The organism is Phormidesmis priestleyi ULC007, assembly GCF_001895925.1.
GTDB lineage: Bacteria > Cyanobacteriota > Cyanobacteriia > Leptolyngbyales > Leptolyngbyaceae > Phormidesmis_A > Phormidesmis_A priestleyi_A.
On sequence record NZ_MPPI01000007.1, the window covers coordinates 40,190 to 66,912 of the forward strand.

Annotated in this window: 22 protein-coding genes; 7 read left to right on the forward strand and 15 right to left on the reverse strand. The window is 48.4% G+C overall.

Annotated elements, in window-relative coordinates; translation table 11 throughout:
- Positions 1–271 precede the first annotated feature (271 nt).
- The 4 genes from BRW63_RS08020 to BRW63_RS08035 all read right to left on the reverse strand — a co-directional run bounded on the left by BRW63_RS08020 (position 272) and on the right by BRW63_RS08035 (position 5,044).
- Positions 272–1,105 carry a DUF2382 domain-containing protein gene (locus BRW63_RS08020; protein ID WP_073070389.1) on the reverse strand — a complete coding sequence of 278 codons (834 nt, stop codon included), beginning with the start codon at positions 1,103–1,105 and terminating at the stop codon, positions 272–274.
- A 204-nt stretch (positions 1,106–1,309) separates the two neighbouring features.
- Positions 1,310–3,322, reverse strand: a complete 2,013-nt coding sequence (gene htpG, locus BRW63_RS08025) for a molecular chaperone HtpG (RefSeq protein ID WP_181314420.1) — start codon at positions 3,320–3,322, stop codon at positions 1,310–1,312.
- A 218-nt stretch (positions 3,323–3,540) separates the two neighbouring features.
- A complete protein-coding gene (locus BRW63_RS08030) occupies positions 3,541–3,855 on the reverse strand; it encodes a hypothetical protein (protein ID WP_143162026.1) in 315 nt (104 codons plus the stop codon).
- Between the two features lie 394 nt (positions 3,856–4,249).
- The gene (locus BRW63_RS08035; RefSeq protein WP_073070517.1) at positions 4,250–5,044 is read right to left on the reverse strand and encodes an alpha/beta fold hydrolase; all 795 of its coding nucleotides are present in this window, start codon (positions 5,042–5,044) and stop codon (positions 4,250–4,252) included.
- Positions 5,045–5,197: 153 nt separating this feature from the next.
- Here BRW63_RS08035 and BRW63_RS08040 point away from each other — a divergent pair, with 153 nt between their 5' ends.
- Positions 5,198–6,322, forward strand: coding sequence for a tautomerase family protein (locus tag BRW63_RS08040; protein ID WP_073070391.1), 1,125 nt, complete (start codon positions 5,198–5,200; stop codon positions 6,320–6,322).
- Positions 6,323–6,391: 69 nt separating this feature from the next.
- Here the strand turns inward: BRW63_RS08040 and BRW63_RS08045 are convergent, their stop codons facing one another.
- From BRW63_RS08045 to BRW63_RS08055, 3 genes are all read right to left on the reverse strand, one after another.
- Positions 6,392–6,604 (reverse strand): hypothetical protein, encoded by a 213-nt coding sequence (locus BRW63_RS08045; RefSeq protein WP_181314419.1) that lies wholly within the window; start codon positions 6,602–6,604, stop codon positions 6,392–6,394.
- A gap of 237 nt (positions 6,605–6,841) precedes the next feature.
- Positions 6,842–7,228 carry a P-type ATPase gene (locus tag BRW63_RS08050; protein WP_280523188.1) on the reverse strand — a complete coding sequence of 129 codons (387 nt, stop codon included), beginning with the start codon at positions 7,226–7,228 and terminating at the stop codon, positions 6,842–6,844.
- Positions 7,229–7,327: 99 nt separating this feature from the next.
- Positions 7,328–8,239: a cation diffusion facilitator family transporter gene (locus BRW63_RS08055; protein ID WP_073070392.1), complete on the reverse strand. Its 912-nt coding sequence runs from the start codon at positions 8,237–8,239 to the stop codon at positions 7,328–7,330.
- A gap of 302 nt (positions 8,240–8,541) precedes the next feature.
- Here BRW63_RS08055 and BRW63_RS08060 point away from each other — a divergent pair, with 302 nt between their 5' ends.
- The 5 genes from BRW63_RS08060 (at position 8,542) to BRW63_RS08080 (ending at position 13,663) form a co-directional block, all read left to right on the forward strand.
- On the forward strand, positions 8,542–9,813 hold the full coding sequence (locus BRW63_RS08060) for a DUF4331 domain-containing protein (protein ID WP_083582773.1): 1,272 nt from the start codon (positions 8,542–8,544) through the stop codon (positions 9,811–9,813).
- 76 nt (positions 9,814–9,889) lie between these two features.
- Positions 9,890–11,245 (forward strand): tetratricopeptide repeat protein, encoded by a 1,356-nt coding sequence (locus tag BRW63_RS08065; protein WP_073070393.1) that lies wholly within the window; start codon positions 9,890–9,892, stop codon positions 11,243–11,245.
- Positions 11,246–11,247: 2 nt separating this feature from the next.
- On the forward strand, positions 11,248–11,592 hold the full coding sequence (locus tag BRW63_RS08070; RefSeq protein ID WP_073070394.1) for a hypothetical protein: 345 nt from the start codon (positions 11,248–11,250) through the stop codon (positions 11,590–11,592).
- 10 nt (positions 11,593–11,602) lie between these two features.
- The gene (locus BRW63_RS08075; protein ID WP_073070395.1) at positions 11,603–13,144 is read left to right on the forward strand and encodes a nickel/cobalt transporter; all 1,542 of its coding nucleotides are present in this window, start codon (positions 11,603–11,605) and stop codon (positions 13,142–13,144) included.
- A gap of 66 nt (positions 13,145–13,210) precedes the next feature.
- The gene (locus BRW63_RS08080) at positions 13,211–13,663 is read left to right on the forward strand and encodes a hypothetical protein (protein ID WP_073070396.1); all 453 of its coding nucleotides are present in this window, start codon (positions 13,211–13,213) and stop codon (positions 13,661–13,663) included.
- A gap of 224 nt (positions 13,664–13,887) precedes the next feature.
- On the opposite strand, the gene BRW63_RS08085 is transcribed toward BRW63_RS08080, so the two are convergent.
- Complete coding sequence (locus BRW63_RS08085; RefSeq protein ID WP_073070397.1) at positions 13,888–14,310, reverse strand: hypothetical protein; 423 nt, start codon at positions 14,308–14,310, stop codon at positions 13,888–13,890.
- Between the two features lie 100 nt (positions 14,311–14,410).
- On the opposite strand from BRW63_RS08085, the gene folP reads away from it, so the two are divergent.
- Positions 14,411–15,286: a dihydropteroate synthase gene (gene folP, locus BRW63_RS08090; protein WP_073070398.1), complete on the forward strand. Its 876-nt coding sequence runs from the start codon at positions 14,411–14,413 to the stop codon at positions 15,284–15,286.
- Here the strand turns inward: folP and BRW63_RS08095 are convergent.
- From BRW63_RS08095 to BRW63_RS08130, 7 genes are all read right to left on the reverse strand, one after another.
- A complete protein-coding gene (locus tag BRW63_RS08095) occupies positions 15,279–16,094 on the reverse strand; it encodes an SPFH domain-containing protein (RefSeq protein WP_073070399.1) in 816 nt (271 codons plus the stop codon). The genes folP and BRW63_RS08095 overlap by 8 nt on opposite strands.
- Positions 16,095–16,665: 571 nt before the next feature.
- Entirely contained in the window at positions 16,666–18,381 is a 1,716-nt protein-coding gene (locus tag BRW63_RS08100; RefSeq protein WP_219898624.1) for a DUF3685 domain-containing protein, read from the reverse strand.
- Between the two features lie 43 nt (positions 18,382–18,424).
- On the reverse strand, positions 18,425–20,431 hold the full coding sequence (locus BRW63_RS08105; RefSeq protein ID WP_073070400.1) for a hypothetical protein: 2,007 nt from the start codon (positions 20,429–20,431) through the stop codon (positions 18,425–18,427).
- Between the two features lie 424 nt (positions 20,432–20,855).
- A complete protein-coding gene (locus BRW63_RS08110; RefSeq protein ID WP_073070401.1) occupies positions 20,856–21,302 on the reverse strand; it encodes a Fur family transcriptional regulator in 447 nt (148 codons plus the stop codon).
- Positions 21,303–21,596: 294 nt separating this feature from the next.
- Positions 21,597–21,782 carry a hypothetical protein gene (locus tag BRW63_RS08115; protein ID WP_073070402.1) on the reverse strand — a complete coding sequence of 62 codons (186 nt, stop codon included), beginning with the start codon at positions 21,780–21,782 and terminating at the stop codon, positions 21,597–21,599.
- 53 nt (positions 21,783–21,835) lie between these two features.
- A complete protein-coding gene (locus tag BRW63_RS08120) occupies positions 21,836–22,885 on the reverse strand; it encodes a glycosyltransferase family 2 protein (RefSeq protein WP_073070403.1) in 1,050 nt (349 codons plus the stop codon).
- Positions 22,886–23,473: 588 nt separating this feature from the next.
- Positions 23,474–26,722 carry an Ig-like domain-containing protein gene (locus tag BRW63_RS08130; protein ID WP_073070405.1) on the reverse strand — a complete coding sequence of 1,083 codons (3,249 nt, stop codon included), beginning with the start codon at positions 26,720–26,722 and terminating at the stop codon, positions 23,474–23,476.
- Position 26,723: the final 1 nt, after the last annotated feature.

A 26,723-nucleotide genomic window follows, 5' to 3' on the forward strand; every position in this document is an offset into this window, starting at 1 on the left:
ATCGATAGATGCAACTTTTATGCCTATGGAACAAAAAAGCACACGTTTGATCCGCTTCCATCAGGGATACATCTCATCTCCGAGAAAGAGGGTGAGCGGATTGCTGAATGGAAGGGTGTGACAATAGTTGAGACTAGCAAAGAGAGGCGGGCAAAGGAGTCTGTGCCCACTCTTGAGGAGGCTTGTTTAATTCCTGGTGGACTCGATCGTAGCGAGCCGCGACAACCGACCCAGGATTTTGAATAGACTCCCAGAACCTAATCTCTGAAATTTATCGCTCCTGATCAATCACTGGATGACCTTGCGTATCTACATCTAACTCCTCGCGTCGCAGCGTTTCTTCTGCCATCACGGTGTCTTGATCGACGACCTTCGTCACGCGAACTTCCTCCCGCACAAACGCTTCTTTGTGAACATCTGGGGTTTCCTCATAAACCTCCATCCGAGCCACTTCCCCCTCCTGAAAGACAGTTGCCCCAAGCGGGATAGTTGTTTCGCTCACCGGAGCCACCCGCTCGATTACAACTCGCTCTTTCTCAACCGGAACCGAAACCCTCGCCGTTTCTGTTTCAACGTGTTTCCCGATCGCCACTTCTCCCGTTTTTTGCCGTTGTTTGTTCGCAATCAGCCGCTCTTCATAGAGCTTTAAAGATTGGTGCTGAGTGTCATTCACCGCATACAGATCGGGGTCTTGCTCATAGTGATGCACACTCGGAGTCACCGCTTTCTGGGTCGTCTTTGCCACAGGACGGTAGACATCTCGCACCTGTTCTTCATAGTGATGGTCGATCCATTCTAAATTGTTGAGTTCGGGTAAATGTTCAATTTGCTCTCTGCTCAAACCATCTACATAGACGCGATCGTCAGTGTAATTAATATGAGCTAACCCGATCGGCAGCAACACTTTTTTGTTAGAGCCAGACAACCCCAAATCGACGACTAGATATCGAAACCGCCCTGCTTGATCGTCTACTAGAATATCTGCGATCGTGCCAACCTTGTTGCCAGTCTGTGTGCAAGCTTCAAACCCTTTGATTTCAGATTTGCTGTCAGAATGTCCTTCTCGATAGGTCGGATAAAAATCTTCTAATGTAATCAACGGCATTAGATTGTTCTCCATCTTTCTAGACTATTGCCTTGATGGTAGAGACAAAGCATTATTTCTTCATTCGCCAAAAGACTGAAAGACGCTCAATCTAAAGGCGCTCAATCTAAAGCAGGACTTACGCATTTCCAAAACCTCGGAGGTTTGCGTAGCAGATTGCAGTCCGCAATGAAAATCAGAGCACTGCGAACTGCGAATCATCAATTAGTGAGCCGCCCGATCGGTCAACTTGGTTAACACTTGGTTCGATCGCTCGACAAACGCTTTCATGCCATCAGCGTCAAAGCCTTTTTGTGCCATCAGCGCCAAATCATAAACATGATGACAAATCATGTCAGCGAGTTCTGCTGAAGGCGATTGACCTTTAGTGACGATCGCGCCCTGACTGAGGTTAATCAAGTTTTGAATCATCGGATGAGTCGTGTTGACTAACAAAATATGTTCTTCAGGGAATTGAATATTCTGCTGCTGCAACAACGCATTCATCTCTTGCATCCGGCGCAGTTGCTCTGGCAAAAGAACCATCGCGGGAGGCATGTTAGCAGGATCGTCTCCTTTTAGTGCCTCGGTGCGAATGATCAGCTTCGGCTTGTTGAGCGCTTTTTGGAACAGTTCTTTGACTTGTTCACTGCGAGTCTGATTGGTTTTAGGATCGACGATTTCAGCCTGTTCTTTGTCAATCAGCGTGTCATCTAACTCAGCATCTACTCGTGAAAACTGCACCTGCGAATATTCTCGCTCTAAGAAGCTAACAAAGTGGCTGTCAATGAACGAATCCATAAACAGGACTTCTAAGCCCTGACTGGTGTGAAGCTGCACATAAGTTGCCTGAGTGACTTCATCGGTGCAATAGAAGATCCGATTTTCGTGACGTTCTTTGTTGCGTTCTAGATATTCTTTTAGCGTCGTGTAAGATTTGCCATCAACCGTGTTGCTGACTGCGTTAGAAGTGTCTTCCCAAGCGTCTCCATCTGCGGTTTGCACTTCTACTTTCGGGATGTCATCGCTCAGATTAGATGTTGTGCGATAGATCAGGATATCTTCGACTTGCTTTTTGAATTTGTCATCGTTAATCGAGCCAAATTTAACAAAGGTGCCCAGATCTTGCCACGATCGGATATATTGCGCTCGATCGTCGCGATACAATTCTTTTAAGCGATCGCCGACTTTCTTAGCAATGTAGTCTGCGATCCGGCGCACCGTGCGATCGTTCTGCAAAAAACTCCGCGACACATTCAGCGGAATGTCGGCGCTATCGACCACACCCCGCAGCGGCAGCAGAAACTTGGGAATCACTTCCTCACAGTTTTCGCTGACAAACACCTGATTGCAAAATAGTTTGATCTGTCCTTTAGAGACATCAACATCGGGCTTCAGCTTCGGGAAGTAGAGAATGCCCTGGACGACAAAAGGATGGTCTGTGTTCAGATGCACCCACAGCAACGGCTCTTCTTGAAACGGATAGAGGTAGCGATAAAACTCTAAATAGTCTTCTTGGCTGAGGCTTTTGGGCGACTCTTTCCAAGGCGCTTTTTGGCGGTTGATTTGTTCGGGCGCTTTGGCTTCTTCGCCTTCTTTGGGTGGCTCGATCACCTCTAACTTGATTGGGATGGGCAGAAAGTCGCAGTAGGTTTTGATCAGTTGCCGAATTCGATAGGGTTCTGCATACTCGTGTTCTTCGTCTTGCAGTGCGAGGGTAACGGTAGTGCCGCGAGTTGAGCGATCGCCCTCTGACAATTTAAACTCAGTCGAGCCATCACAAGACCAGTTCACTGCCTGCGAGTCGGCTTTGTAAGACAGAGTATCGATCGTGACTTGTTTTGCAACCATAAAGGACGAGTAGAAACCGAGTCCGAAGTGCCCAATGATTTGCTGATCGGCACTGGCTTTATATTTCTCAACGAATTCTTCAGCGCTAGAGAACGCCACCTGGTTGATATATTTCTTCACCTCATCGGCAGTCATGCCAATGCCGTTGTCAGAGACGGCAAGCGTTTTGTTTTCGGGATCGATCGTGATCACGATTTCTGGATCGCCGATCTCACCCGAAAACTCATCCGAGTTAGACACCATTTTGAGTTTCTGAATGGCATCTACGGCGTTAGACACCAGCTCTCTCAAGAAAATCTCGTGGTCGGAGTAGAGCCACTTCTTGATAATCGGAAAAATATTCTCAGTATGAATACTGATGTTTCCCTGTTCCAAAATCGTTGTCATAGTCTAGTCCTGGTTACTTAAAAGCCCTCAGCCCTATTTTGGGTGAGGATGACACAATCGCTTTCATTGTAATCAGTAGCCGTTGCCGATGACTAACGATCGGGTTAAAAGCCTGCCGTGTGCTGTTACCAAAAAGAGTCAGAAAAGCAAAGCTGCTGGTTCCTGACTCTCCACCATAAATTACAAAATGAGAACGGTTTCTTTGATGACGGTGACTTCTATCTCATCTGTCTGCAAATGTCTTGTTTTTGAGCGTAGTGGCAATCAAAGTAATCTAATGCCTGACGAGCAGATTCAAAACTGGATGATCTATAGGGCGAACCGTTGGGATAGTTTTGTGAATCCCAAACTTTTAATGTATACGCTGTGTTGTTGTTGTTTGCCCATACTTCGTATTCATAGCGATACGATTGGCTTGTGTTTTTATCGTAGTAGCCACCGCTACCACTGTTAGCCATAAAGTCTGCGAGTGCTGTGCGAGGAAAAGCTAGCAGAGACGCTAAAGTTAACAATGTCAATAGAGTAGTTTTCACACCGATCATCTTCACCTGTTTATAAATCTGACTTACTCCTCAGGTATATGACTTTTCTGTTCTTTATCGATAAGTATTTATACGTGATTTTGCGTAAAAACCTCAATCAATACAGTAAGGATATATTGGGGAGAGTTTCCTTAAAGATTGTGTCTTTTCTCTACAAAAAAGCGTCTTGTCCCCATCCTAACCAGCGTTGCTTACAAGTAAACCAGATTTATGCAAATCACGATTTCTACTGTTTGAGAGATGCTCACCCCTCGTTTTTGTTCTAGAACTAAAGAATCTTGTTGACTAATTTATCACCTTGTTTCTTATGAACCAGGCATATCTTTGGTTGGGTGTTTTAGGAACTATTGTTGGCTACTGGGTTTTAGTTAATTTTCTTTTCTAGTCACGCAGGATTGGAGTATGTGGCTTGAATCAAATCAGCGATCGCTTGAGGGGCTTCGATCGGCAGCAAATGTCCTACATTGGGGACAACTACTAATTGGGCATTGGCGGTTCCTGCGGAGTTGCGCTCTGTAAGCGGTGCCACAACTTCTTGCTGAAGCAACGCTTGAGGAATCACAGCATCTTCAGCCCCCACGATCACGAGAACGGGAACCGTAATAGTGGTTATTGCCGCTGAAATGTCTTGTCGGCTGCCACATTCTAACCAGGCTTGCCACGCCTCTTGAGAACTGCGGAGATTGTCTTGAACGACTCGCTCGAAGGCATCCTCACTTAGGCCTTGAGCCGTAATCTTGTGAGCGGTTTCTTCGGCTGCCGATCGGTTTCCGTGAGTTTGCAGCAGACGCGATCGTTCTGACGCGGCGATCGGCTCTGGTGTTGGGGGTGAAGGAGCCAGCAAAATCAGTGATTGTAACCCCGGCGGTTGAGTGGCCGCCAATGCAAGCGCAACTTTGCCGCCCATTGAGTGACCAACGAGAATGTAATGCTGGAGATCAAGCTGACGAATCATTTCTGCAATGATAGCTGCAACGGCCTCTACAGTGCGTTCAACGATCGGTTCTGACTCGCCAAAGCCAGGCAGATCAGGCGCGATGCAGTGAGCCGTTTCTTGAAGTTGAGTGATCACCTCAGACCACGAGGCTGATGATCCTCCAAAGTAGTGAAGAAATATGAGCGATGGAGTTCCTTTTCCTCGTTCGATAATATTGAGCTGATCACAGATCATTCGTTGCATACTCACCCCTTTGACGTTGAAACGAGCAAACTGGCCGATCGGTTTATTTTTCAAAGTGACATAGCGTAACAGATTTGGCAACGGCAGTTAGAAGCCCCGATCGCTTGATTTAAGTTAGAACCATCATTCAAATGTTTCTAAACCGTTCAAGTTATGACTCGCACTCAACAAACCCTACTAAAGTCTCCTCGGCAAATGGCAGTCCTTGCGCTAACCGGGTTGATGCTCATGACCAGCACTGGAGTCTCAAACCAATCTGCAATGGCTTCGCACGTCTCTAAGCAGTCCTCTAATCTGGTCGCTGCTGAATCATCGGTGCAGTTGCCGCGATCGGTCGAACAAGCCGTTCGCCAAGATCTCTCCCAGCGGCTCAACATCCCACCACAGGACATCACGCCACAGGACATCACGATTGTTAGCTTTACGCCGCAAACCTGGTCAGACGGCTGTTTGGGTTTGGGAGGTGCTGCCGAAAGTTGCTTGCAGGCTCAAGTCGAGGGCTGGCGCGTCGAAGCCAGTGCCAATCAGCAGACTTGGATCTATCGCACCGATAAAACTGCTAACGTGATTCGGCTAGAGCCTCAGTCAACGGCTAGATTGCCCCCGATCGTCAGCCAACGGTTGCTCCGCCAGGTGGCAAAAGATGTGCGCGTTCCAGTAGCTCGATTGCGAATTGCCGAGGTGAAATCTGCAATTTGGGATGGCTGTCTAGGCATCTTTACGCCGGGGCGAGGCTGCACTAAAATTGCTCTGCAAGGGTGGCAGGTGATTGTCGCGGGCAACAAGCGCAGTTGGGTTTATCACCTCGATCAAGACGGAAATCGAATGGCTCAAAATCCTACCGCAAGTGGCAGTCGAGGCGGTTTGGTGCCTGCGTTTATTTTAGAGGAAAATAAGCCTCCGATCGAGCCGAGTGTGATTTTTCGATCGATCGTTAGCGGCGATTTCACTGGCAAAGTCACACAGATTACGCTAACGACAGATGGTGCCATTACCCAGTCGATTATGGCTCCTAATATTCGCTCTCGCCCAGTGGTGATCAAGCGATTGTCTCAGCAACAGATTGAGCAGTTTCAGCAGGTGCTACAAGCGCAGCGATTTCTCAATCTTAATGGTCTAAACTATCTCACTGAGGCAGTGTTAGCTGATTATCCCACGACCACACTGCAAAGCGCGGGGAGCCTGACTCAGTATGTTGATTTAGAGACAACCCATCTTCCTAAAGCGATGCAGCAGGTGATTCAGGCATGGACAAAACTGGATACTTCAAAAAATTAAATCAGTGCTGCCTCAAGTGAGAGAAACAATCGGGTGATGGCGACTAGGTTTCAACACACCAAAGATGCTTCATTTTGCAACTCGACTCGCATTGAGGACGGCAAGCAGCGCAACCCCCACATCCGCAAGCACTTCTTCCCACAGCGTTGTAAGCCCGAATGCACCCAGCAAGATGAAAAACGCCTTGATCGCCATTGCCATGACAATGTTTTGAATCACAATTCTGTGGGTCTTTCTGCCCATTAGAATCGCCTCGGCAATTTTGGATGGAGCATCGGTCATGATCACGACTGCCAGTGTGTCTAAGGATCGTGGATTAAATAACCTGTAAAAGTCCTCTGATTTGTCATCGCCGAGACTTTTGCCCCCTAAATCCCCCACGAGTGAGGGACTTTGAAACCAGAGTCTTAGCTCAAAGTCCCCCAGAATGAGGGATTTAGGGGGCTGAAGCGACCCAAACGCAGCGACAAAGATTGGTGTACACCGTAGCTCCTTAGGGAGATGGCGAGAAGTTACACCTTAATAAATCCACGTTCCTAAGTAGGTTGAGCCTTTAACTAAAATGCCGCGTTTAGCCGCACCGCCAACACCACCAAAATAGCCAAGCGGAATACTAATCACTAACCCACAAGGACAAGAAATGACAAGTAGAACTAAAGCGTTATAAACCCAATGAAAGCGATCGGCATCGATCGGATTAGTCATCAACAAGGGCGGAATGATTGCCACTGCTAATGAAAGAAAGACCACGATCGGAGTATAAACTTTGGCGAATTTGCGGATAAATTTCTCAGTTTCGGCTTTCTTGCTGCTGGCGTTTTCGACCAGTTCTAAAATCCGAGCGATCGACGACTCGCCAAACAATTTGGTCGTTTTGATTGTGAGAACACCGAATTGATTCATCATAGTACCGCATTATCTTAATATCTGAATAGATGTTCAGACGTTTTTAAATATATGTAGAGCATTGGCAAGCGAGTCAAGATTTTGTCAATGCTTGTGGTGCTAATTTCTAGAGGTTCGATCTAAGGTCTGGTCATCCCAGGATAACGGATCTTCTAATGGCTCTAAGTGCGTGAGAACATGAGTTCCGGGAAGGGTTTGCGCGATCGCCAGCTCAACTTCTTCACACAAATCATGACCTCGCTGAATTGTCCATTCTCCGGGCACTAAGACGTGAAAGGAGATGAAGCGACGCGATCCGGCAACTCGTGTTAACAGCGCATGAAACTGAATTCCCTTTTCTTGGTAGGGCATGAGGAGATCCATGATTACTCGTTGTTCATCGGCAGGTAGCGATCGATCCAGCAAGCCCGAACCCGTTTCGCGAAGGAGCCGAAATCCTGCCCAAATAATATTTGCTGCAACAACTAACGCAATGATCGGATCAAGAACCAGCCAACCCGTTAACTCCACAACCAAGATTCCAATCACCACCCCTGCTGAAGTCCAGACATCGGTTAACAAATGATGGGCATCGGCACGTAAAGTAATCGATCGTAACCGTTTCCCCGCTCGTAGCAAGATAACAGCAACGCCGCCGTTGAGCGCAGTCGCCGCTAGTGATAGTGCAAGTCCTAACCCGACTTGCTCGATCGGCTGTGGGTCAAACAGTCTTCCCCATGCAGCAATGGCAATGCCAACAGCAGCCACCATAATTAAGGCACTTTCCAACCCGCTCGAAAAATATTCAGCTTTAGAATGCCCAAAGGCGTGTTCGGCATCGGGCGGTTTAGCGGCAAAGGAGAGGGCCCAAAACGCGACAAGTGCTGCAATTAAGTTGATTCCCGATTCAAGTGCGTCTGATAACAAGCCGACCGATCCGGTTAGGAAGTAAGCCGATGTTTTTAGGGCGATCGTGACAATCGCGGCGACGATCGACAGAACAATATAAGAACGGGCAGATTTTGTACTCATTCCCGTAGCCTACTGTGAGATTTGCCAACAAAAATCAAACTTCTGGTTCATTCACAAATCTTTAGTTCATCTATCTCAGGTAGCATTCTAGGTTGAGTAAATCATCAACTTAGCAAATTCTAGAGCTGATCGTTTTCGTCGATTTTTTACAAACCTCTTCGTTTTTTACGAATCCAACTTAGATTCGTCCGCGTATATACCTGCGTATGTCTTCTTAGAACAGCGACCTTTTTTCTGAGAATGTTTTCAGAATGCTGTTTCCGAGTTCACATCAAAGATGAAGAGTGTTAAAGAGGGTAACTATGAGAATTAGTGTTCGGGGTATCGTTTATACCCTGATTAATCAGAGCGGCTCTTTCCTAGAGAACTGCGCCCGCGATCGTGTGGTTGCCTTTATTAGGCAGACCCTTGAGCAACTGACTAAACGCTGGGTTCGCATCACTGGAATCGGTGCGATCGTGTTGTTGACGATGTTTTTTAACTCAGCCCTTCCTGCTAGGGCTTCGGATCACCAAGATACGACCTTTTTAGCTAACAAGCTGACCGCCGCCGATCTCACCGATCTGTATGTGTTTGAGAGTCCTAGCGATCCCAACAAAGTTGTCTTAGCAATGGACTTTGACCCCTTGATCACGCGGGGTGAGGTCAGACCATTTGACCCTGCTGTTCTCTATCAATTTAAGATTGATAATACGGGTGACAATGTTGAAGATTTAGTGCTGCAATTTCGGGTGAATGGCAGAGGACGCAAGCAATCTGTGTCGGTGTTTGGCCCCGGTCGCCCTCGCAAAGTTGGAACTGAGTCAACGCTGGTAGGCGCAACGGGTGTCGGTGCTTTGAATCAGGCGTTTTCGACCCGCAAGGGGTTGAAAGTTTTTGTTGGAACGCGCAAAGATCCCTTCTTCTTTGATCTAGAGCAGTTCTTTAAGATTTTGCCCGATCGTAACTATCAACTTCAACCCAACCCTGGCCCACCGCTTACAGTCGTCTCGTTTCGACCGCCGGGTCAAGCCCAAGATACGCTTGCTCCGTTTAATGTTCACTCGATCGTGGTCGAGCTACCCAGACATCTTCTAGGAAAAGGGAAAATTGGGGCGTGGATGACCACCAGCGTTCAGACTCCTAAACTCAGAAGCGGCAACTATGCCCAGATTGAGCGGTTAGCAGTTCCAGCGCTGAATGAACTGTTTATGGACTTTAAAGCGCATAACAACAGTAACCTTAAGACCCCGACTGGCGATGCTGGCAATCAATCTAGTTTTATTCGCACGTTTGTGAAAACGATCGGACGACCCCAAGGCATTGCAGATGCAGTTATTTCTGTCGCGATTCCTGATGTTATCAAAGCCGACTTGTCTAAACCAACCGGGAGCTATTTTGGCACTCAGTTAGGTCAAAACTTTGGCGGCAGACGACCCAAAGACGACGTGATTGATGTGACGGCATCAGTTGTTTTTGGTGACGCAGTGACTGGAATTAAAGACGGTGCCATTCCTGCCTTGACCAGTGACAACGTGGGTGCCAATGATGCCAACTTTCTGCCCAAATTTCCTTATTTAGGCAACCCCCTTTAGAGGAACGATCGCGCTAGGGGCACGGCATGTCGTGCCCTCATGTGAATTTGTTACATTCACAAATCAAATTGGTATTATGACTCGACGATCGCTAGGGCTATTTTGGGGACTAGTTAGCTTAATTGTGTTGTTATTAGGACAGCCATCTACACTCTCGTTAAATATGGGTGGAGAGCCATTTTCTGTCCGTCAGCCGCAGGTTGAAAAGACCTCAGATCTGGTTTTTCCCGATTATCTAGAGCGCGATCGGATCATCAACAACTACGAGCAGCAGGTGCGCCAATCTCCTGATTCCTTTCTGCTTTTGCGATTGCTGACTGATCAATATCTCAAGCGCTTTCGAGAACGGGCAGATGTAGAAGACTTGCTCCGTGCCGAACAAGCAGCCCGACGATCGTTGGCAATTCAACCCCGTCAAAATGGAGTGGCTTCGATGCTTCTCGCTTCAACGTTGCTCTCTCAGCATCGGTTTCAAGAAGCTTTGCAAGTCGTCACCGAGGCTCAAAAATCGGCGTTAGGAGATGTCAGTTTAGCCGCTCTCAAAGCCTCGATTCAGATGGAGTTGGGCGACTATGAATCTGCCCGTCAATTCTTGCAAATGACTGATGAATCAGATGAAAACTCAGGTCACAGTGCGGTACTTGCCCGATATTTAGAGTTAACCGGACACTTATCATCGGCGCGGCAACTGATGGACTCAGCCATGCAGCAAATGGACGGGTTCTACACAAACCCAGCCGAGACTCGTGCTTGGTTTCATGTTCGGGCTGGAGATTTGGCATTTGTAGCTGGCGATTTCACCCAGTCTGAGCAGCGATATCGAGAAGCGATCGCTCTCTTTCCTGACGATGTGGCTGCGTTTACAGGGCTGGCTCGACTCTATGCTGCACAGCATCGCTGGCAACCAGCGCTAGAGTCCGCTAATCAGGGGATCGATCGGGTGCCCATCGTCGAAACGTTGGCATATAAGGCAGACGCTCAACAAGCGCTTGGAGACTGGCAGGGAGCCGCCGCCACCGCAGAACTGATCGAAGTGGTGGCACGTCTGAGTCAGGTTAAAGGCATCTACGATCGTGCCTTAGCCGTCTACTATCTCGACCACCGTATCCACTTACCCGAAGCGTTAGAGATTGCTCAACGAGAAGTTGCCCTTCGAGATGATATCTATGCCGAAGATACCTTAGCTTGGGCAGCCGCCGCAAATGGGCAATGGCAAGCCGCACAACGAGCAATTCAGCAAGCGACGCGCTATGGCACCGAGGACGCGCTGCTGCGGTTTCATCACGGCATAATTGCACTGCACTGCGGCGATCGCGAGACTGCCATTCAACAACTGAGCGAGGCGCTGCGTCTCAATCCTCAATTTCATCACAAATATGCGGCTGAGGCGCGTCAAGCTTTAGCCAACCTATCACCCTCTGAAGTGGAGTAACAATGCAACGACGTTTTTATGGATTTAACAGCCCGTCTGACATTGCAGTGATCTTTGGCGAAATTCAAACGATCGAGGATCTGTGGCAACTAGAGTTTGACCTCAAGGTGGCAGGGACAAATCTCACTTATCTAATTCAGAGTGCGCCTGGGGTGTTTGTGATGGATTGTATTGCAGGTACTCAAATAGAGCGCTATGTGTTTATGACCTCGGAGGCAAACGAACAATATGGGGGACTGACTGAGGCAGAGCTGGCTAAGGTAAAAGGCTTCGAAGTGCTGTCAGCCTCAGAGCCTGAGTTGCTGTTTAAGGAACCGAAGCGTACTCACTTATCTCTTCTCAACTAATCAGATTGTTATGAAAACTTTGCTAAAGTGCCTAACTGCGATCGCTCTCGTCTTTCTCTGGATGCCTTTTGCAGAGGCACATCCGCTCGGCAATTTCACCATCAATCACTATGCAGGGCTGCAAATTTCGCGAGATAGAGTAGGGATCGACTATGTTCTAGACATGGCTGAGATTCCAGCTTTTCAGGAGATTCGTCAGCTCGATCGCGATCGCAACCACAAAGCAGATGCGATAGAAACTGTTGATTATCCGGCTGATAAATGCCGTGAGATTCATTCTGATCTAAATCTGCGATTCAACAAAAAGCCGCTAGCACTCTCTCTAAATCGCTCAAGTGTCGAATTTCCTCCTGGAGTGGGCGGGTTGGAGACTCTACGGCTGACTTGTGGGTTTGAAGGGGCGATTAGCGCAAAGCGCAACTCCGCAGGAACCGCGCCGGGAAAACTGCTTAACAACGCATCACCGAGTACGATCGAGTTTGAAGACACTTCCTACCCGCAGCGTCTGGGCTGGCGTGAAATCACGGTGTCGTCTAACGTTCCGGTTGGGGGCAACTTCATTGCTTCTAGCCTGACAAAACGCCTGACAGACTATCCATCTGATCTGTTGAGTAGCCCGCTCAATCAGCGCCAGATTTCTTTGACAATTAATCCGGTTTTGCCCAGTCATCAATCCATCGCGCGATCGCCTACACAGCTTTCTAGTCCAACAAGTCAGGTATTGAGCGGCAGAAGTAATGATGCCTTCACTCGCCTGATCACTTTAGAAGAACACAGCCTTCCTGCAACGTTGCTTGCTCTAGCGATCGCGTTTGTGTGGGGTGGCTTACACGCGCTGTCTCCAGGTCATGGCAAAACGATCGTGGGTGCCTATTTGGTAGGTTCTCGCAGCAAAGTTCATCACGCCCTTTTTCTAGGACTCACCGTAACGCTGACTCATACCATTGGTATCTTTGCGTTGGGGCTAGTGACGCTTGGCACCTCTCAGTTTGTCCTAACTGAGGAATTATATCCTTGGCTAAACGTAATTTCTGGTGTGCTAGTCACAGGAATTGGACTGAATTTGTTGATTCGTCGATCGCGCATTTCTCAACTCTTCCAAAAATCGATGTCCGAACCGAAACACGATCATGGTCACGAACATTACCACAATCATGATCACACTCATAGTCACGATCATCATCACAATCACAATCACGGACATTCTCATCTGCCGCCCGGTGCTGATGGTTCTCCGATCACCTGGTCGAGCATTTTAGCACTCGGAATCTCAGGTGGGTTGTTGCCGTGCCCTTCGGCATTAGTGGTGTTGTTAAGCGCGATCGCGCTGGGTCGAATCGGCTTTGGGCTGGCATTGGTGTCCGCGTTTAGTTTAGGTCTAGCAGCAGTTTTGACCGGAATTGGATTAACGCTAGTCTACGCCAAAGATTGGTTTGAGCGACTGCCCCTTCAGGCATCTAAAAGCAAATTGTTTCCGGCGATGAGTGCCTTATTTATGACGCTGATTGGTTTAGGCATTACGACAAAAGCGCTATTCGATCACACTTTATAACCTGAACAAATCACGTCAAAAGCAACGAGAGAATTAGTTGATTAAAGTCCTCAAATAGAGACAGTCATGCTTAAAGAAATTCTTGCATCTACCGCGATCGTTCTGTTTGCTCACCCCGCAGTTTCATCTGAGCCGCCTTTTGCGATCGCCCAAGACTCACTGTGCTATATGGTTAGCTCAACTCATCAGACGATCAACCTCACCTCATTGTGCAATCTTGCAAACATGGCTGAACTCGCCCCGATCGTGGTGACTAACCTCAGTTTAGAAGTTCAAGATCAAGAGTTTTTGTCATCAAAGGTTAAAGCCATCGTCACCAATCGCAGCAGTTCTCCCATTCAAGTAGAAGTGGTTCGACTACAGATTAATCATGCCAATATGCCTATTACGATCGTTCCCATTTTTATGAACCAAACCCTAAACCCCGGACAGTCGGTTCTCGCAAGTGGGCTGTTTGACAAAGCTGAGTTGCAACAACAAACTAGCGGACTCAGTGTTAGCTTTCAAGATTGGCAATAGTCAACAATTTCAACCCGCAAAAAATAGGTTTGAGGAAACAAATTATGAAGCGATTTAGCCTCATCTTTTTAATCACAGTTCTCTGTGTCGTAGGCTACTTTGAAGTCAGCCTGTCTCACGCTGAAGCTCTCTTCTGGCTCAATCTCGGCTCATAGTGTCTATCTCAAGATAGAAATCACTTTTGAATGCCGATCGAGCCAGCTTTTCATTCGATAAACTCCCTCTCAGCGAACGTTAGGCGTTTTTAGAACTTCATCTAATAGACTTCTAGCTGGCTGCGCTTTTGCGAGGGCAGATTGGTGATCACCGTAGGCGCGAACTAAGCGAAAAAGACCACCAACTCCGGTTTTAAGTTGCTCTAAATCTTCAGCTACTAGTTCTCCGTCTAACATTCGCACGAGCAAAGGTTTGATGTCACCCACTTCTTGCCGCACTTTTTGAAGCTTTTCTACGGTACTCAACAAGGTTTTGAGAGCATTTAAAATGCTATCAACATCTTGAGGGTCTTCTACTTGGGGTGACTCTTCTACTTCGGGTAACGCTTCGTCGATCGCTTCGGTGTCTTGAGGGTCTGATTCTTTAGTGTCTGAAATCACAGGTAATTCCTGTGCAGGTGTTTCGGTTTTATCAGCGTGTGTTCGTGCCATTAACGTTTCCTCAAGGGGTTTCCCCAGTGTACCGTGTCGATCTGGACGTTTTAGTACAGTTGTGAAGAAGTAAGTCGATGGACAGGATAAAGTGTACGGAATGACTCGTTCTCTTTTCTCAGATTTGACTCTGCGCGATCGCACCTTTAGTTGGGGTCAGCAAACTTATTTGATGGGTGTTTTAAACGTCACCCCTGATAGCTTTAGCGATGGCGGACAGTTTAACACCCTGGAATCTGCCCTCAATCAAGCGCAAAAAATGGTCACGAGTGGAGCCGACATTCTAGATATTGGCGGACAATCTACCCGACCGAATGCGGAGGAAGTGACGTTAGCGGAAGAACTAGATCGCGTCATTCCCATCATTCAAACCTTGCGGCAACACTCAGAATTTTCTCAGGTGCCCATCTCGGTTGACACGACTCGATCGCAGGTGGCAAAGGCTGCGATCGCCGCAGGTGCCGATCTGATCAACGACATCTCTGGCGCAACGTTTGACGCAGAAATGCTCTCGACTGTGGCAAAGCTGGGAGTGCCGATCGTCTTGATGCACACGCGTGGCACTCCCAAAACCATGCAGACGCTGACTGATTATGAGGATCTGACCGGCGAGATTTTGCAATTTTTAGCAGCGCGAATTCAGGCGGCGATCGCGGCGGGGATCGATCGCCGCCAAATCATCATTGATCCCGGCATCGGCTTTGCCAAAAAAACAGCGCAGAATTTAGAAATTCTGCGCCAGCTTTCCGTTTTTCGATCGTTGGGGTGTCCGATTTTGGTCGGCGTATCTCGCAAAAGCTTTATCGGTCAAATTCTTAACCAGCCAGATCCACAGACAAGAGTTTTGGGAACGGCAGCAGCGTGTGTGAGCGCGATCGTCGGCGGCACCGATATTTTACGAGTTCACGATGTCGCAGAAATGCACGACGCTTGCCGCGTTGCAGATGCCATTTGGCGACCCTGCCCCATCAATTAGTGTCATTTCCCCGCGAAGAATTGCCGGAACCCTGCTCAAATTCAGAGGGTCTAATCAAATCTGTAATGGCCTCATTCAAGGCTTTAGGATCCATAAAGACAATTTTGGAGTTATCACTCTTGCCAATCTCTAAATTGGCGTTGACATAATCTTTTGCGACTAGATAACGCAATACGTCTTGCGCGTTGGGTTGAGCCTGCAATGCTCGCGCCAGGTCTTCGATCGATTTCACCGTTGCTTCTGTTCTCGTAAGCGTTACGTTTTTCTCATTCTTGGCAATCTGCTCTCGCTCTAAAGACTCTCTCAAAGCAGAAGACAAGTTAATGGCTTGCACTTCCACACTAATCACCTCAATGCCCCATTTGCGAGCCGCTTCGTCAAGAGGCTTACGGAGTTGAGTGTTAATTTTATCGGTAGATGAAACGGCTTCCGCTAGAGAGAGCCGACCAATTTCTCCACGCAGGCTTGTGATCACGAGTTGCTTGAGGGCTTCTTCTAAATCTTCAATCGCATAATAGGCTTTTTTAAGCTCTAAAATTCGCCAAAAGACGATCGCATCCACCTCGATCGGCACGTTATCTTTTGTCAGCGCGGGTTGAGGATCAATATCTAAGAGCTGTTCTCGAACGGTTTCGATTAAAACGGTATCTAGAAACGGGATCACAAAGTTTAGCCCTGGCTTTAGGGTGCGTTTATACTGCCCTAATCGCTGCACCAAAGCTTCGTCACCCTGGTCAATGATTCTGACAGAACCAATCATGTATCCAAGAATAATCAGTGTGAATGCACCAAGTAGGGACTCAATCATATGTGCGCTCCCGTTGAGCTTAATTAGAGACTAAAGAGAGAAGTAGAAAAATGTGAGATCTCTTAAAAAGTGACTCATTTCATCGCGATCGTGCAAAATCAGAGGCGGTTTTTCTGACTATGCAACGCTATAACGTGCATTCTACAGACATTTTTACGATTCAAGACTCAAAAGTCAAAACTTACACTGATTAGACTTCCTGTATAAATACTCTGCCCTCACCCTAGCCCTCTCCCCAAGGAGAGGGAACAGGAGAGTTCTGGCTCCCTTCTCCTTGGGGATGAGAGCTATCCAGATTCATGCAGGAAGTCTATTTAACCTGAGTTCGGGTTAATCATTGCCTGCCTAGCGATTGAACCTAGTCTCCTGTGCAGCCTGCGATAGTTTGATCGTCCAATGCCGAGCGTCTCGCCCCCTAAATCCCCCATGATGGGGGACTTGGAATGGGCACAATTTCTTGAACGCGGTCGATCTTTCTGCTTCAAAGTCCCCCAAGTTTGGGGGATTTAGGGGGCGAAGGGAACTGAAACGGAGCAGGAACTTATCCCGAACTCAGGTTATTTATCGTGGTCTATCGTTTGCTATCTTGCCAAGCATTCCCAATTCCTTTGACAATGCCGCGCCCAATCAGTCCCAGTCCGCGCCCAATCACATCGGTGAGCAGGTAGATCACACCACTGCCGACAAACCCGATCGCGGCTTTTAATCGAGGCGAAATCGCATCTCGCGTTTCTAATGCCAGAGTCACAGCTAATTGCACACCTGCTAATTGCTCAAGCTCACCGCGGCGTGGTGCATAGATTAAGACTTGTCTAATTCCTGACTGAGTAAACACAAATAGTCGATGTTGACTCTCAAAGATGGCGGTCGGTTCGGCAACATAGCGATCGACACGATATCTCCAGGATAGATCATTCCGAAAGCGTTCAATATCGCGGGTCGAGAGTAAGCGACGATCGTAAAAACTCTGTTTGATGACTTCTAAATCTGAAAACCGATTCAGCAAGGGTTGCACGACCGCGTTGGCAAGCTGAATCGTGAGATTTTCTAAAAGATCTGCGGCACGAGCGATCGCTTCAGGAGAGCCGATCAGAGCGTCGGCATTGTCGATCGTTAAGGCTGTCTGAAATAGTAAGTGAGCATACAAATCGGTGACTAAAGGAATCTTATTAAGAATCTCTGCCTGAACCGTTTCTTCATCTTGAAGTAATGCCGTCACGACTTCTATTTCTTGGTTTTTGACGCGCAACGTGTAATATCTGCCGAAGAAGTCGATCGTGATGGCTTGCCACAAATCTCGCAAGATCACGAGGTGTTTTTCAGCAAGCTGACCGGGCTGAATTTGAGAAAACCGCAGCTCGTCTAAACTCGCCTCAATCTGCCGCAAAATAATGTAGAACAGTTCTCGCTTGCGTTCTGCACGGAAAATGTCAATTTCTAACGGCAAATGGGTTAGATTCTCTAAGCTCGATTGCAGTTTGGCGGAGATGTCATCAAACAACCGTTCCTGAAGATCTCTAGCCGTCATTTCTGGAGGCTGAGCGGGCACAAGTTGAACACTGGAGGGAAGCGATCGCAGCCGTTGCCCGCTCAACTCAGGTGGTAAAATTCTCGCTGGCTCTAGCACTGAATCTGAGCTAGAAAGGACTCGCTTCACCAACCATCGAGCCGCTTTAAGTTCTCTACGTCGCCCAGAGAGAACGGTTTTGTCGAGCCGTGACAGCCCAGGCGATGCAAGTTGGGCGTTGAGTTCGATCAGTGCCGCTTCAATTTGTTGAAGGCTGGACGATCGTAGCGTTTCTCGCACTCGTCTTAACGGACGTAACTGCGCGGGTGAAGGGGCGATCGTCAAAGGTATATCCCAATAAGGCTGACCCGCCGCCACTTGCCTAATCGCCGTCACCAACTCTGCGATCGAGCTTCCTTTAGGACAATATCCTTCAACGCCTCTCTGCACCGCTTCTATCAGCTTGGTGTCAGGCAATGACCCAATCAGCAAAATGGGGTAGTCAGGATGCTGAGTTTTGAGCTGTCGCAGTAACTCAAGGTCTAAGAGCGATCGCGAGGACAGTCCGCTATTCTCCAAGTCAACCAAAATCAGGTCAAGCGGAGTGCCGCTCCGCTTGCGATCCGCCAGAGTTCTCAATGCCGATGCGCCAGTCTCTGCTATCACCACTTGCAGATCGGCAAATCGGCCCAGCCCAGTCAGCAACCCTAACCGCAAAATGGGGTCTGCCTCGATTAGCATCAGTTGTAACAAACGACTTGGCGGACGATCGAGCGACACAGACCCCCTCTCCTACTCCATCACTTCCATAATCCCACACTCCTTACTGTGGCGGAGTTGGCTCCGGGGATGTCTCTGGCGTTGGCTCTGGCTCTAAGTCACGCTGCCTTGCTGCCTCTTGCTCTCGTGCCCTCCAGATTGCGGCTCGCTCAACTGACCAGCGCGCAATTGCACCTTGAGCCTCTCGATAAAGGGCGCGTCCCGGTGCAATCTGATAGGCTACGTCGATCGCCCGCGTTAAATAGCCGCCGTTTGCCAAACTACTCGCCTGATTGAGAATCGGACGATCTTCGACAATCTGAATCTGATAGACCCACTCCCCGATCAGATATTGGGCATCTCCATAGAGCGCTCGACCCGATCGCACCCTCGAAGCCACTTGAATCGCCTGCCCCAATTTGCCAGAGTTTGCCACGGCTTTGGCTTCATCTAAAATCGGCTTGTCTTCGATCGTTTGGATCTGCACCGTCCAGTCCACAATGCTCGATTGCGCTTCTTGAGACAGTGCCCGTCTAGGCTTTACTAAACTCGCTAACGCCACTGCCGATCGCAGCGGGTCGAGCTTGCCCGTTTTTGCCAACTGTTGAGCCTGCCGCAACACGGGGCGGTCTTCCATCCACTGGGCTTCTTTTACCCACTGGGCTAACAGCGTTTGGGCATGAAGGCGACGCGGATGCTTGAGCGGAATTTGTTTGGCTTGCGCGATCGCCATTTTCAGCACGGGCAACTGCTGCACGTTTGACAAAGTGCTGGCGACATTGAGCTGCACGACCCCTTGAGCTTGCAGGTCTAATCGGGGCAAGAGTGCTTTTGCCTGAGCATAGAAAGGACTCTGCGAATTAATTTGTCTCAATAGCTGAGTCGCCAGCCACAGCGGAGCGAGGCGCTCTAAAGCAGGCTGTCGATAGTCAGTGTCGGCATAAATCTCTTTTGCCCGAATCAAGCGAATTAAGTCTTGGTTGTCTGAGGTGAGTTTGACGCTAGCCGGAATTGAGCTAACCAGCGTGCTAGCCCCGACTAAATCCTGCTTGTCTAAACGCACTACCGCTAGCCCAAAGACGGTATTGCGCCACTTCAATACTTCGGTTTTGGCTTGTGCCCAGACAAAGGTTTTACGATTGATGGGATCGGTGATGGCGATCGCCCGTCCCCACTGCTCAGGCGAAGTCGATTTGGCAAAACTTCGCGCGTCTTTCAGATATTGCCACGCGACTTTTTCGTCGGTGGTGCGCTGCCGAATCTCACCTAGCCGATCTTGCCACGAGGGATCGTTAACCAAGCTGAGTGAGGCGATATGCTCAGAGGCTAAATTCCAGTTTTGTTTTTTGAGGGCGACAAGAATCTTGTCATAGAGAATTTGCCCTTTATTAAATTCTTCTCGCCAACGTTTAACGGCGGCTTGAGCTTCTTTATAAACTGCGCTCGATGCCGGGATTTGATTGGCTAACGCAATGCCCCCTTTGAGGTCTTTTTGAGTGACTCGATCGCGCGCCAAAATTAACAGGGCATTTGACCAATCTTGCATCAGCGTCTTCGCCTGACCATAGAGCGGGTGCTCTGGTGTCCAATCTTTGACCAGCTTAATCGCTTCTAAAATTTGCGCTGGGTTTCCTGACTCTGCACTTTGTTGGGCACAAAACAGCCGTTCAGATTCAGCCGACCAGGTAGAGATTTGCTTACAGTCAACGGCTGGGGGAACTTTTGAGAGCCAGATAAAGGCTGCGATCGCAGTTCCGCCTGCGGCACCGAGAATGCCTAACCAGATTAGCTGCCACTTCCAAGCCTTTGCGATCGGGCTTAACGTTTGAAAGGTGCCTTGAGTGCCCGATGAGATCTTTCGAGCAGCGACTTTCTGAAGTCTGACAAAACGATTTTCCGCAGTCTGCCTTTCGGGTTGAGTAGAGGGTTCAACATCTTCGTGAATGACTTCTAGATCGGCTTCTAGTTGGTCATTCTGCGACGGGTTAGAAGGCAATGAATGGTCTGCATCCTCAGATTTAGATTTTTGAAAGACCTGAAGCCAGGAGGGTGTCGAGGGTTTTCTAGCCATGAATTCAGCGATCTCACAGGTCAGGTTTGGCTATTCTACAGTCAGTTTTGGCATTTGATTGAGCCGATTTTGCAAGCTCAACCCTACTTGCTTGTGGCTGCTTCAATATCCCCTCAGAGATAGCGGGTTTCCGGGCGCAATGTCCAGAAAAGTGATAAGCGATTGAATAAGACAATCCAGCACTGAGGGATTTTTGCAGAGCGTTTGAGGCTATTGAATCACGAATATCAGAAAATTACGCCATCAAATCAGCCAAATTTCGGTTGACTTCATCCAAGGAGCAGTTAGGAGATGAAACCTAAAATTTGGGGATCACGCAACTCAGGGCGATCCCCAAATAGATTAAGGGTGTGGGCGTTGATGAATGCGGCTATGAACTCGCCAAACTCATGACTTCAGCAACCCCAAATTGCAGGCAAAAGCTCTAAGTGTTTTGCTCGGCGCGATAGCCGTAGAAATCAATATGATATTCAGTGATGCGTATGCCTGTTTGTGCCTCTACCTGACGAATCAGATCTTCGGGCAGGTCGATGTGAATGTCTAAAATTTGATTGGTGTCGATGCAGTTGACGTGGCTGTGAGCATCACTGACGTTGCCATAGAGACGACCGTCTGAGCGCTCAATGCACTCGATAATACCCTGCTCAGAGAGGGCTTCTAGGTTTTGATAAACCGAAGTGTGACCAATGTCTTTGCCCTGGCGATTGAGACGATCGTAGATTTCGCGGGCAGATAGGTGCTCTTGATCGTGCCAAAGTAGCTCTAAGATAAAACGACGCTGACGGCTCAGGCGCATTCCTAAAATCTGACAGCGTTCGATCGCGTCATCCAGCGATCGAATGGGCTTTGAAATGGGTGCTTCGCTTTGCATACTTTAGAGGGGGTTGACCTATCTATTGCCTAATCTACTCTGAGGGGTTCAGAATTAAAAACAACAGATGTTTATATTTTTAATTTCTGGTTCTGAACAATTATATTCTTTACGTCCTTTTGGTAGATTACAGTTCGACACCTACCTGCTCTAGTTCTATCACATGCTAAAGCAAACTCGCTACAACTTTATCTTAGTCTCTATTTTTGATTCTTCAGTTTTCTAGTTGTCTAGATCAAATAGCAATTTACGTTTGCGCTTGTGACAGTTCTAATGCCCTGGCTGAATCTGAGCTTAACCGGGAATCACTTGTGCGAACCAACCTTGCTGCCCCAGTTGCTCCAAAAAGCGATAAACCACGAAGCGCTCCTGGCTGAAAAGAGGTGTGAATAACGGGATTTCAGTCACAAACGGCAGTGTTTGAATCGGAGCATTGATAAGTGCAGAACTCAGCGTGATTTCAAGGGAATCGAACTCCATCTACTGACTTCCCTCAGTTTCATTTACCTTCTTTTTTGACCCCTGCACGATCGTCACCAAAGCTTCTGCGACTTGACCGTAGCGAAGTTTGCGCCTTGAATAGGGCATTGAACAATTTTGAGGGGATGGGGAGAGGTTTCGGCGTACCGTTTAACGATCGCCAAAGAGTCGTCCGTGGAGTTATTATCCACGACGATGATTTCCAAGTGAGGGTAGGTCTGCTGAAAGCAACTCTCTAAGCAGGCAGCAATGCGAGGAGCGGCGTTGTAGACCGGGATGACGATCGACACGATCGGGGCAAGCGTTTGAGTCTGAAGAGGTAAACGTTCTGGCGGTCGTGCAAGAGTGGATTTGGGCTGGAGGAGAAAGTGAGCGGTGACGCGCAGGTCAAGCTCATAGCGCTGATCGAGTCCGCGTCGCTGGAGGGCATTACGAATCACCTTTTGAGTCCAGTGCAGGGTGTTGAGACGATCGCGGATGATGTTATTAGAGTGGCGACGGTAATAATAAAGAGTTTGGTCGAGGTGATGTATGTCGGTGACTTCGGACAGCTTGAGGCAGAGGTCATAGTCTTCGGCGACCGCTAATGACTCGTCAATGCTACCTACTTGGTCATAAACTGTGCGACGAATGAGGCGAAAGTGGAAGGTCATGAAGTCCACGAGCAACTGTTCTTTTGAGTAGGGGGTGCGGCACAGTTTACCGAGTCCACAGTCTCGTCCTTGCTCGTCGATCAAGTGGTAGTTGGTGTAAACCAGCCCGACATGGGGTGACTGGTCTAGAATTGCGATCGTCTCTTCTAGGGCAGTCGGAGCGAGTAGGTCGTCGCTGTCTACTAAGCCGAAATATTGCCCGGTGGTGGCAGCGATCGCCGATTTGGTGGCGATCGAGATTCCTTGGTTAATGGGGGAGACGAGGACGCGCACTCGTGGGTCTAAGCGGGCGTAGTGCTGGGCAATCTCTACTGAGTTGTCAGTAGAGCCATCGTCCCAAATTAGGAGTTCAAAATGGGGGTAGGTTTGCGCGAGGATGCTGTCGATCGTTGCACAGAGGAAAGATGAGCGGTTGTAGACCGTGGTGATGAGAGAGATGAGCGTAGACATGGAAAAGGTTGCCAGAGCAGAGATATCTGGCTTAGAGTGCCCGTTCTAGCTGGAGGCAACCAAAGGGGCTTGAGGCGAATGGAAGGATGATTAGCAGGAGAGAGAAACTGCTTTGCATTGACCCAGCTACTCCATATCGATCTGTCTGTAAACCTTGGCAAATAAGTTATTGAAAGAGGATGTCAGGCGATTTCAAAGAACTCGGTTGAGTTAGCCGAAAGGAAACGTCCACGTCCAAAGTTGGTAGTAGATCCATCCCTCTAGTAGAGTTAAGATCATTGTAGTCATGACGATCACCCGCCAACGTAAATAGGGTTCCACTTGAGAAGCGATAGCGCTGACAAATAGAGCTTTTAAAAACCCAATGAACACGCCTACAAATAGAACTGTTAGTACAGCTTTCCCTAAAGATGGAGATGCAAGCAAAAAAGGGTAGATCTTTACCAGCCAAACAACCGAAAAGTGTATAACTGCTGAACTAGGGATACACCAGATTAAGGAAGTAGAAAGAACTTTGAAGCCATGCATAGGTGAGAACATAAGATTACGATAATCGAAAGAAATATGCGTTACCTTCAAAAGCCTATGTCAAGGCTTTCTTTCGTTCTTAAGCTGCTCCTGAACGTATTCAACAAACCTATCAAACATTGCCTTTGTATAAGTCCAGTTCCAGTTCGGATTTCGGAGCACGGGAGCAATTGTCGCAGCGATCCCTCCATCGCCAAAAAGATTATTGAGTCTGTTGATTCGGTCAACCCATGCTTGTTTTACTGGTGCTGTTAATTCATCAGCATCAAACGTTGCCTCGATGGGTGTGGCTTGAAATTTGGCAGCAAACGTTTTCCATCGGCTACGAATACTAAATTTAATGTCATTTCCCGTTTGAAGATAATACTCTTTTAGATGAGTAGATAGACGCTGATCTTTTCTGTCTGGACTATTGAACCTATCAAATAAGCCAAAGCCATCGACATCGCCAAGAATATCAGCTTCAGGAGCTGAGGCTTTGTAATACTCATCAATTTCTTCTTTCGTGGGAATGCTAGATGACAATTTCAAGTTTATGGGAGTTCCCTCCTGAGAAGTTCCGTTCTGTTTAAGCGTTAGCCAAACAGACCCAATACTGACATCGGCAACCCAAGAAGCAGGGTCAATGGTCGGCACATTGTAGTAGGGATCAGAGTAAGGTGCGTTAGAACCTGGATGCAGCAACGCATCTAACGTCAACAGCATATGCCCAATGTCGATCATCTCGTTGCGTCCAGGAATCACAATATAGGGTGAGGGGTTGTCTTCTATGCCGTTTTCATTTGCTTTAGCCGTCAGAATAGCGTATGCGCTTTTGTCTACCTCATTTAAATACGCTTTATCTATCCTCCTCTCAGGTGGAAAAACGTCGGAAGCAGAACCCTGCAAGTAGTTTGGAGCATGTGGTAGAAGCGCAAATGCTTGTTGATTCTTAATGCCTGCAAGCAGGTCTAAACCACTATTACCAGGGTAGTAAAGCCTACGAAGACGAGTAATGATTTGTTGTGGAGTATCATTTTTGTACACTGCCTCTACCTTCTCCACAATATCAATGAACCGATCAATGCCCACTAATGCCAGAGGATTTGTCTGATTCTTGATACCTTTATAATCTCTGATATTGAATAAACTAATCGCTTTCTCAGTTAGGGCAACTCCCATCGTTTTGGAGATGAATTCATTGCTTCGCTTCACATCCTGAAGACTTGAATCAGTGATTTTATTGAGTGTCTTGAGACGATCGGAGTTGGCAAAGAGAACAACATCAGGATTCGTCACCGACTGTAAAAAGCTGTCTAACTGCTGTGCGGTTAACCGCGTATTACTGAGTTGATATGCTGTACTAAGAAAGAAATTGAGCGGTTGATCTCCTGCCGCCGCAATCGGATTTAATGCTACGTAGCTGCTTCCTAAGTTCAGTAGTTGACTCAGAAATCTTGCATCTTTCTTCTCAGTTTGCAGTCCTGAGTCTTGCAATAGCTGTGCGGCATCTACCAGCCTGTCGCCAAATTCCAATAACTTCACTCGATCGCTCCCACTCTTCGCCCCCTCAAAGAACTGATTCAAGCCTCCTTGCCCTTTACGATCGTCTCCACCTCTCCATAAGGTATTGAGAAACTCTGAAATCACCATCTCCCCTGTTGTGGTCACGATCGGATTGACCTTCGCCACCTCAAAGCCAAACTTCATCAACTCTCGAATAAACTGGGCACTACGAATATCGCCGCGTGGATTAAACCCGCCTCCACTGCTAGCGAGTCGCGGTTCATTGAGCGCTACGCTATTCGCCGCTGCATTCAAAAGATTGTTGAGGAACTTGAGGGTGCTGATCGGGTCACTCACCCCATTGAGCAGCCGTCCTAGCGCCTCTACTCCATTCTGGAGTTGTGCCTTAATTGCATCCTTGCCAGGAAGCCTGCCACTCGCTCCAGGCTGTTGAGCACGCCACAGCAGATCCAAGAACCCAAAGTCTGCATCACTCGCTAGAACGGTGCCCGTTTCTCGACTCGGAGCTAATTTTGCATAGGTTTGCCCTAGTTCTAATGCGGCTTTGAGCAACGTTGAGTGAGCTTCTGGAGTCGTGGAGATCGCCTGACCATATAGCACCTCATTAAACGCCGCTAACAACGTTGCTTGAAACACCTGCACGCTGACTGCCGTGGAATCCTTCACCAAATCCTGTGCCAGCACATAGCCTGCCCCACCTGCTTTGCTTTCGAGCAACCCATTGAGCGGGCTGTCTTCTCCCACATCGGTTGGGTTGTAAGCTGTCACAAATAGGTTCTCCATCACCCCTTGCATCTGGTCAAAGAACGCTTGGTCGTTGAGGGAATCGTTGTCTGCCTTGCTGATGCGGTTGAGGCGATCGGCGATCGCCCTCAACACCTCCTGACGATTTTGCAGCGCCGCCTTCTTGGAAATAGTCAGGGGATGTCTGCTAATCGCCCCCGTGCCATAGTCCACGATCTTCTTCACCGCATCGGTGTACTCCAAATCATAGCCAGTGCCAATGTAGGGCAGATTGGTTCCGCCAGGAAAGCCCGAAAAGCCACTGGGCTGCCAATTGAGAGTCGAGTTCGCCCCCGTTGAATAGTTGCCCCACCCATATCCACCGCTAGAAGTCGGACCGAAATACCCGTAGTTCCCGGTCTCTCCGGCGGGAGCATTCGCCCTCGTGCCGCCATCTTGACCCGCCACCTCTCCTGATTCCAGAACGTAGAGGTCTTGATCCTCGATCGGGCTGTCATCCGACTTCAAGAATCGAAACGCTTGCGATTGTTGATTGCCTGCCAGATCGCTACTCGTGACGCTAAAGTCATAGACCCCTGCTGCCAGATTCTTGATCTCTCCCAATGCCTGGTTAAATGTCCCGGTCTGAGAAACTGTCACCGTCTGGTCGCCCAAACTTTCCCCACTACTGCCAGTTTGCCAATATCGATACGCCACCTGATTGACTCCTGTTCCGGTGCCGTCGCTTACTGACCCTGCCAGCACTTCACCGTCCACCCAGGTAATGCCATCAATCAAGCTGGTAATGTCTTGCGTGGGAGCCGTCAGGTCAAAGGTAAACGTCACTCGCATCTCCTGAGAGAAGTTGCCTAGCTCATCTTTTGCCCGCAGCTTCAGCGCATAGGTTCCGTCTGCCAAATCGTTGCCATACAAGTCCACAAGTTGCGCTTGGCTGAGACTGAAATTCCCTGCACTGTCGATCGTCGTCGTAATATCTTGAAAAGGCGCACTGCCCACTGGATCAGCGACTCCACCTGCCACTAAAACGGAGGGAATCACCAAAGCCGCTTGCAGTCCCACA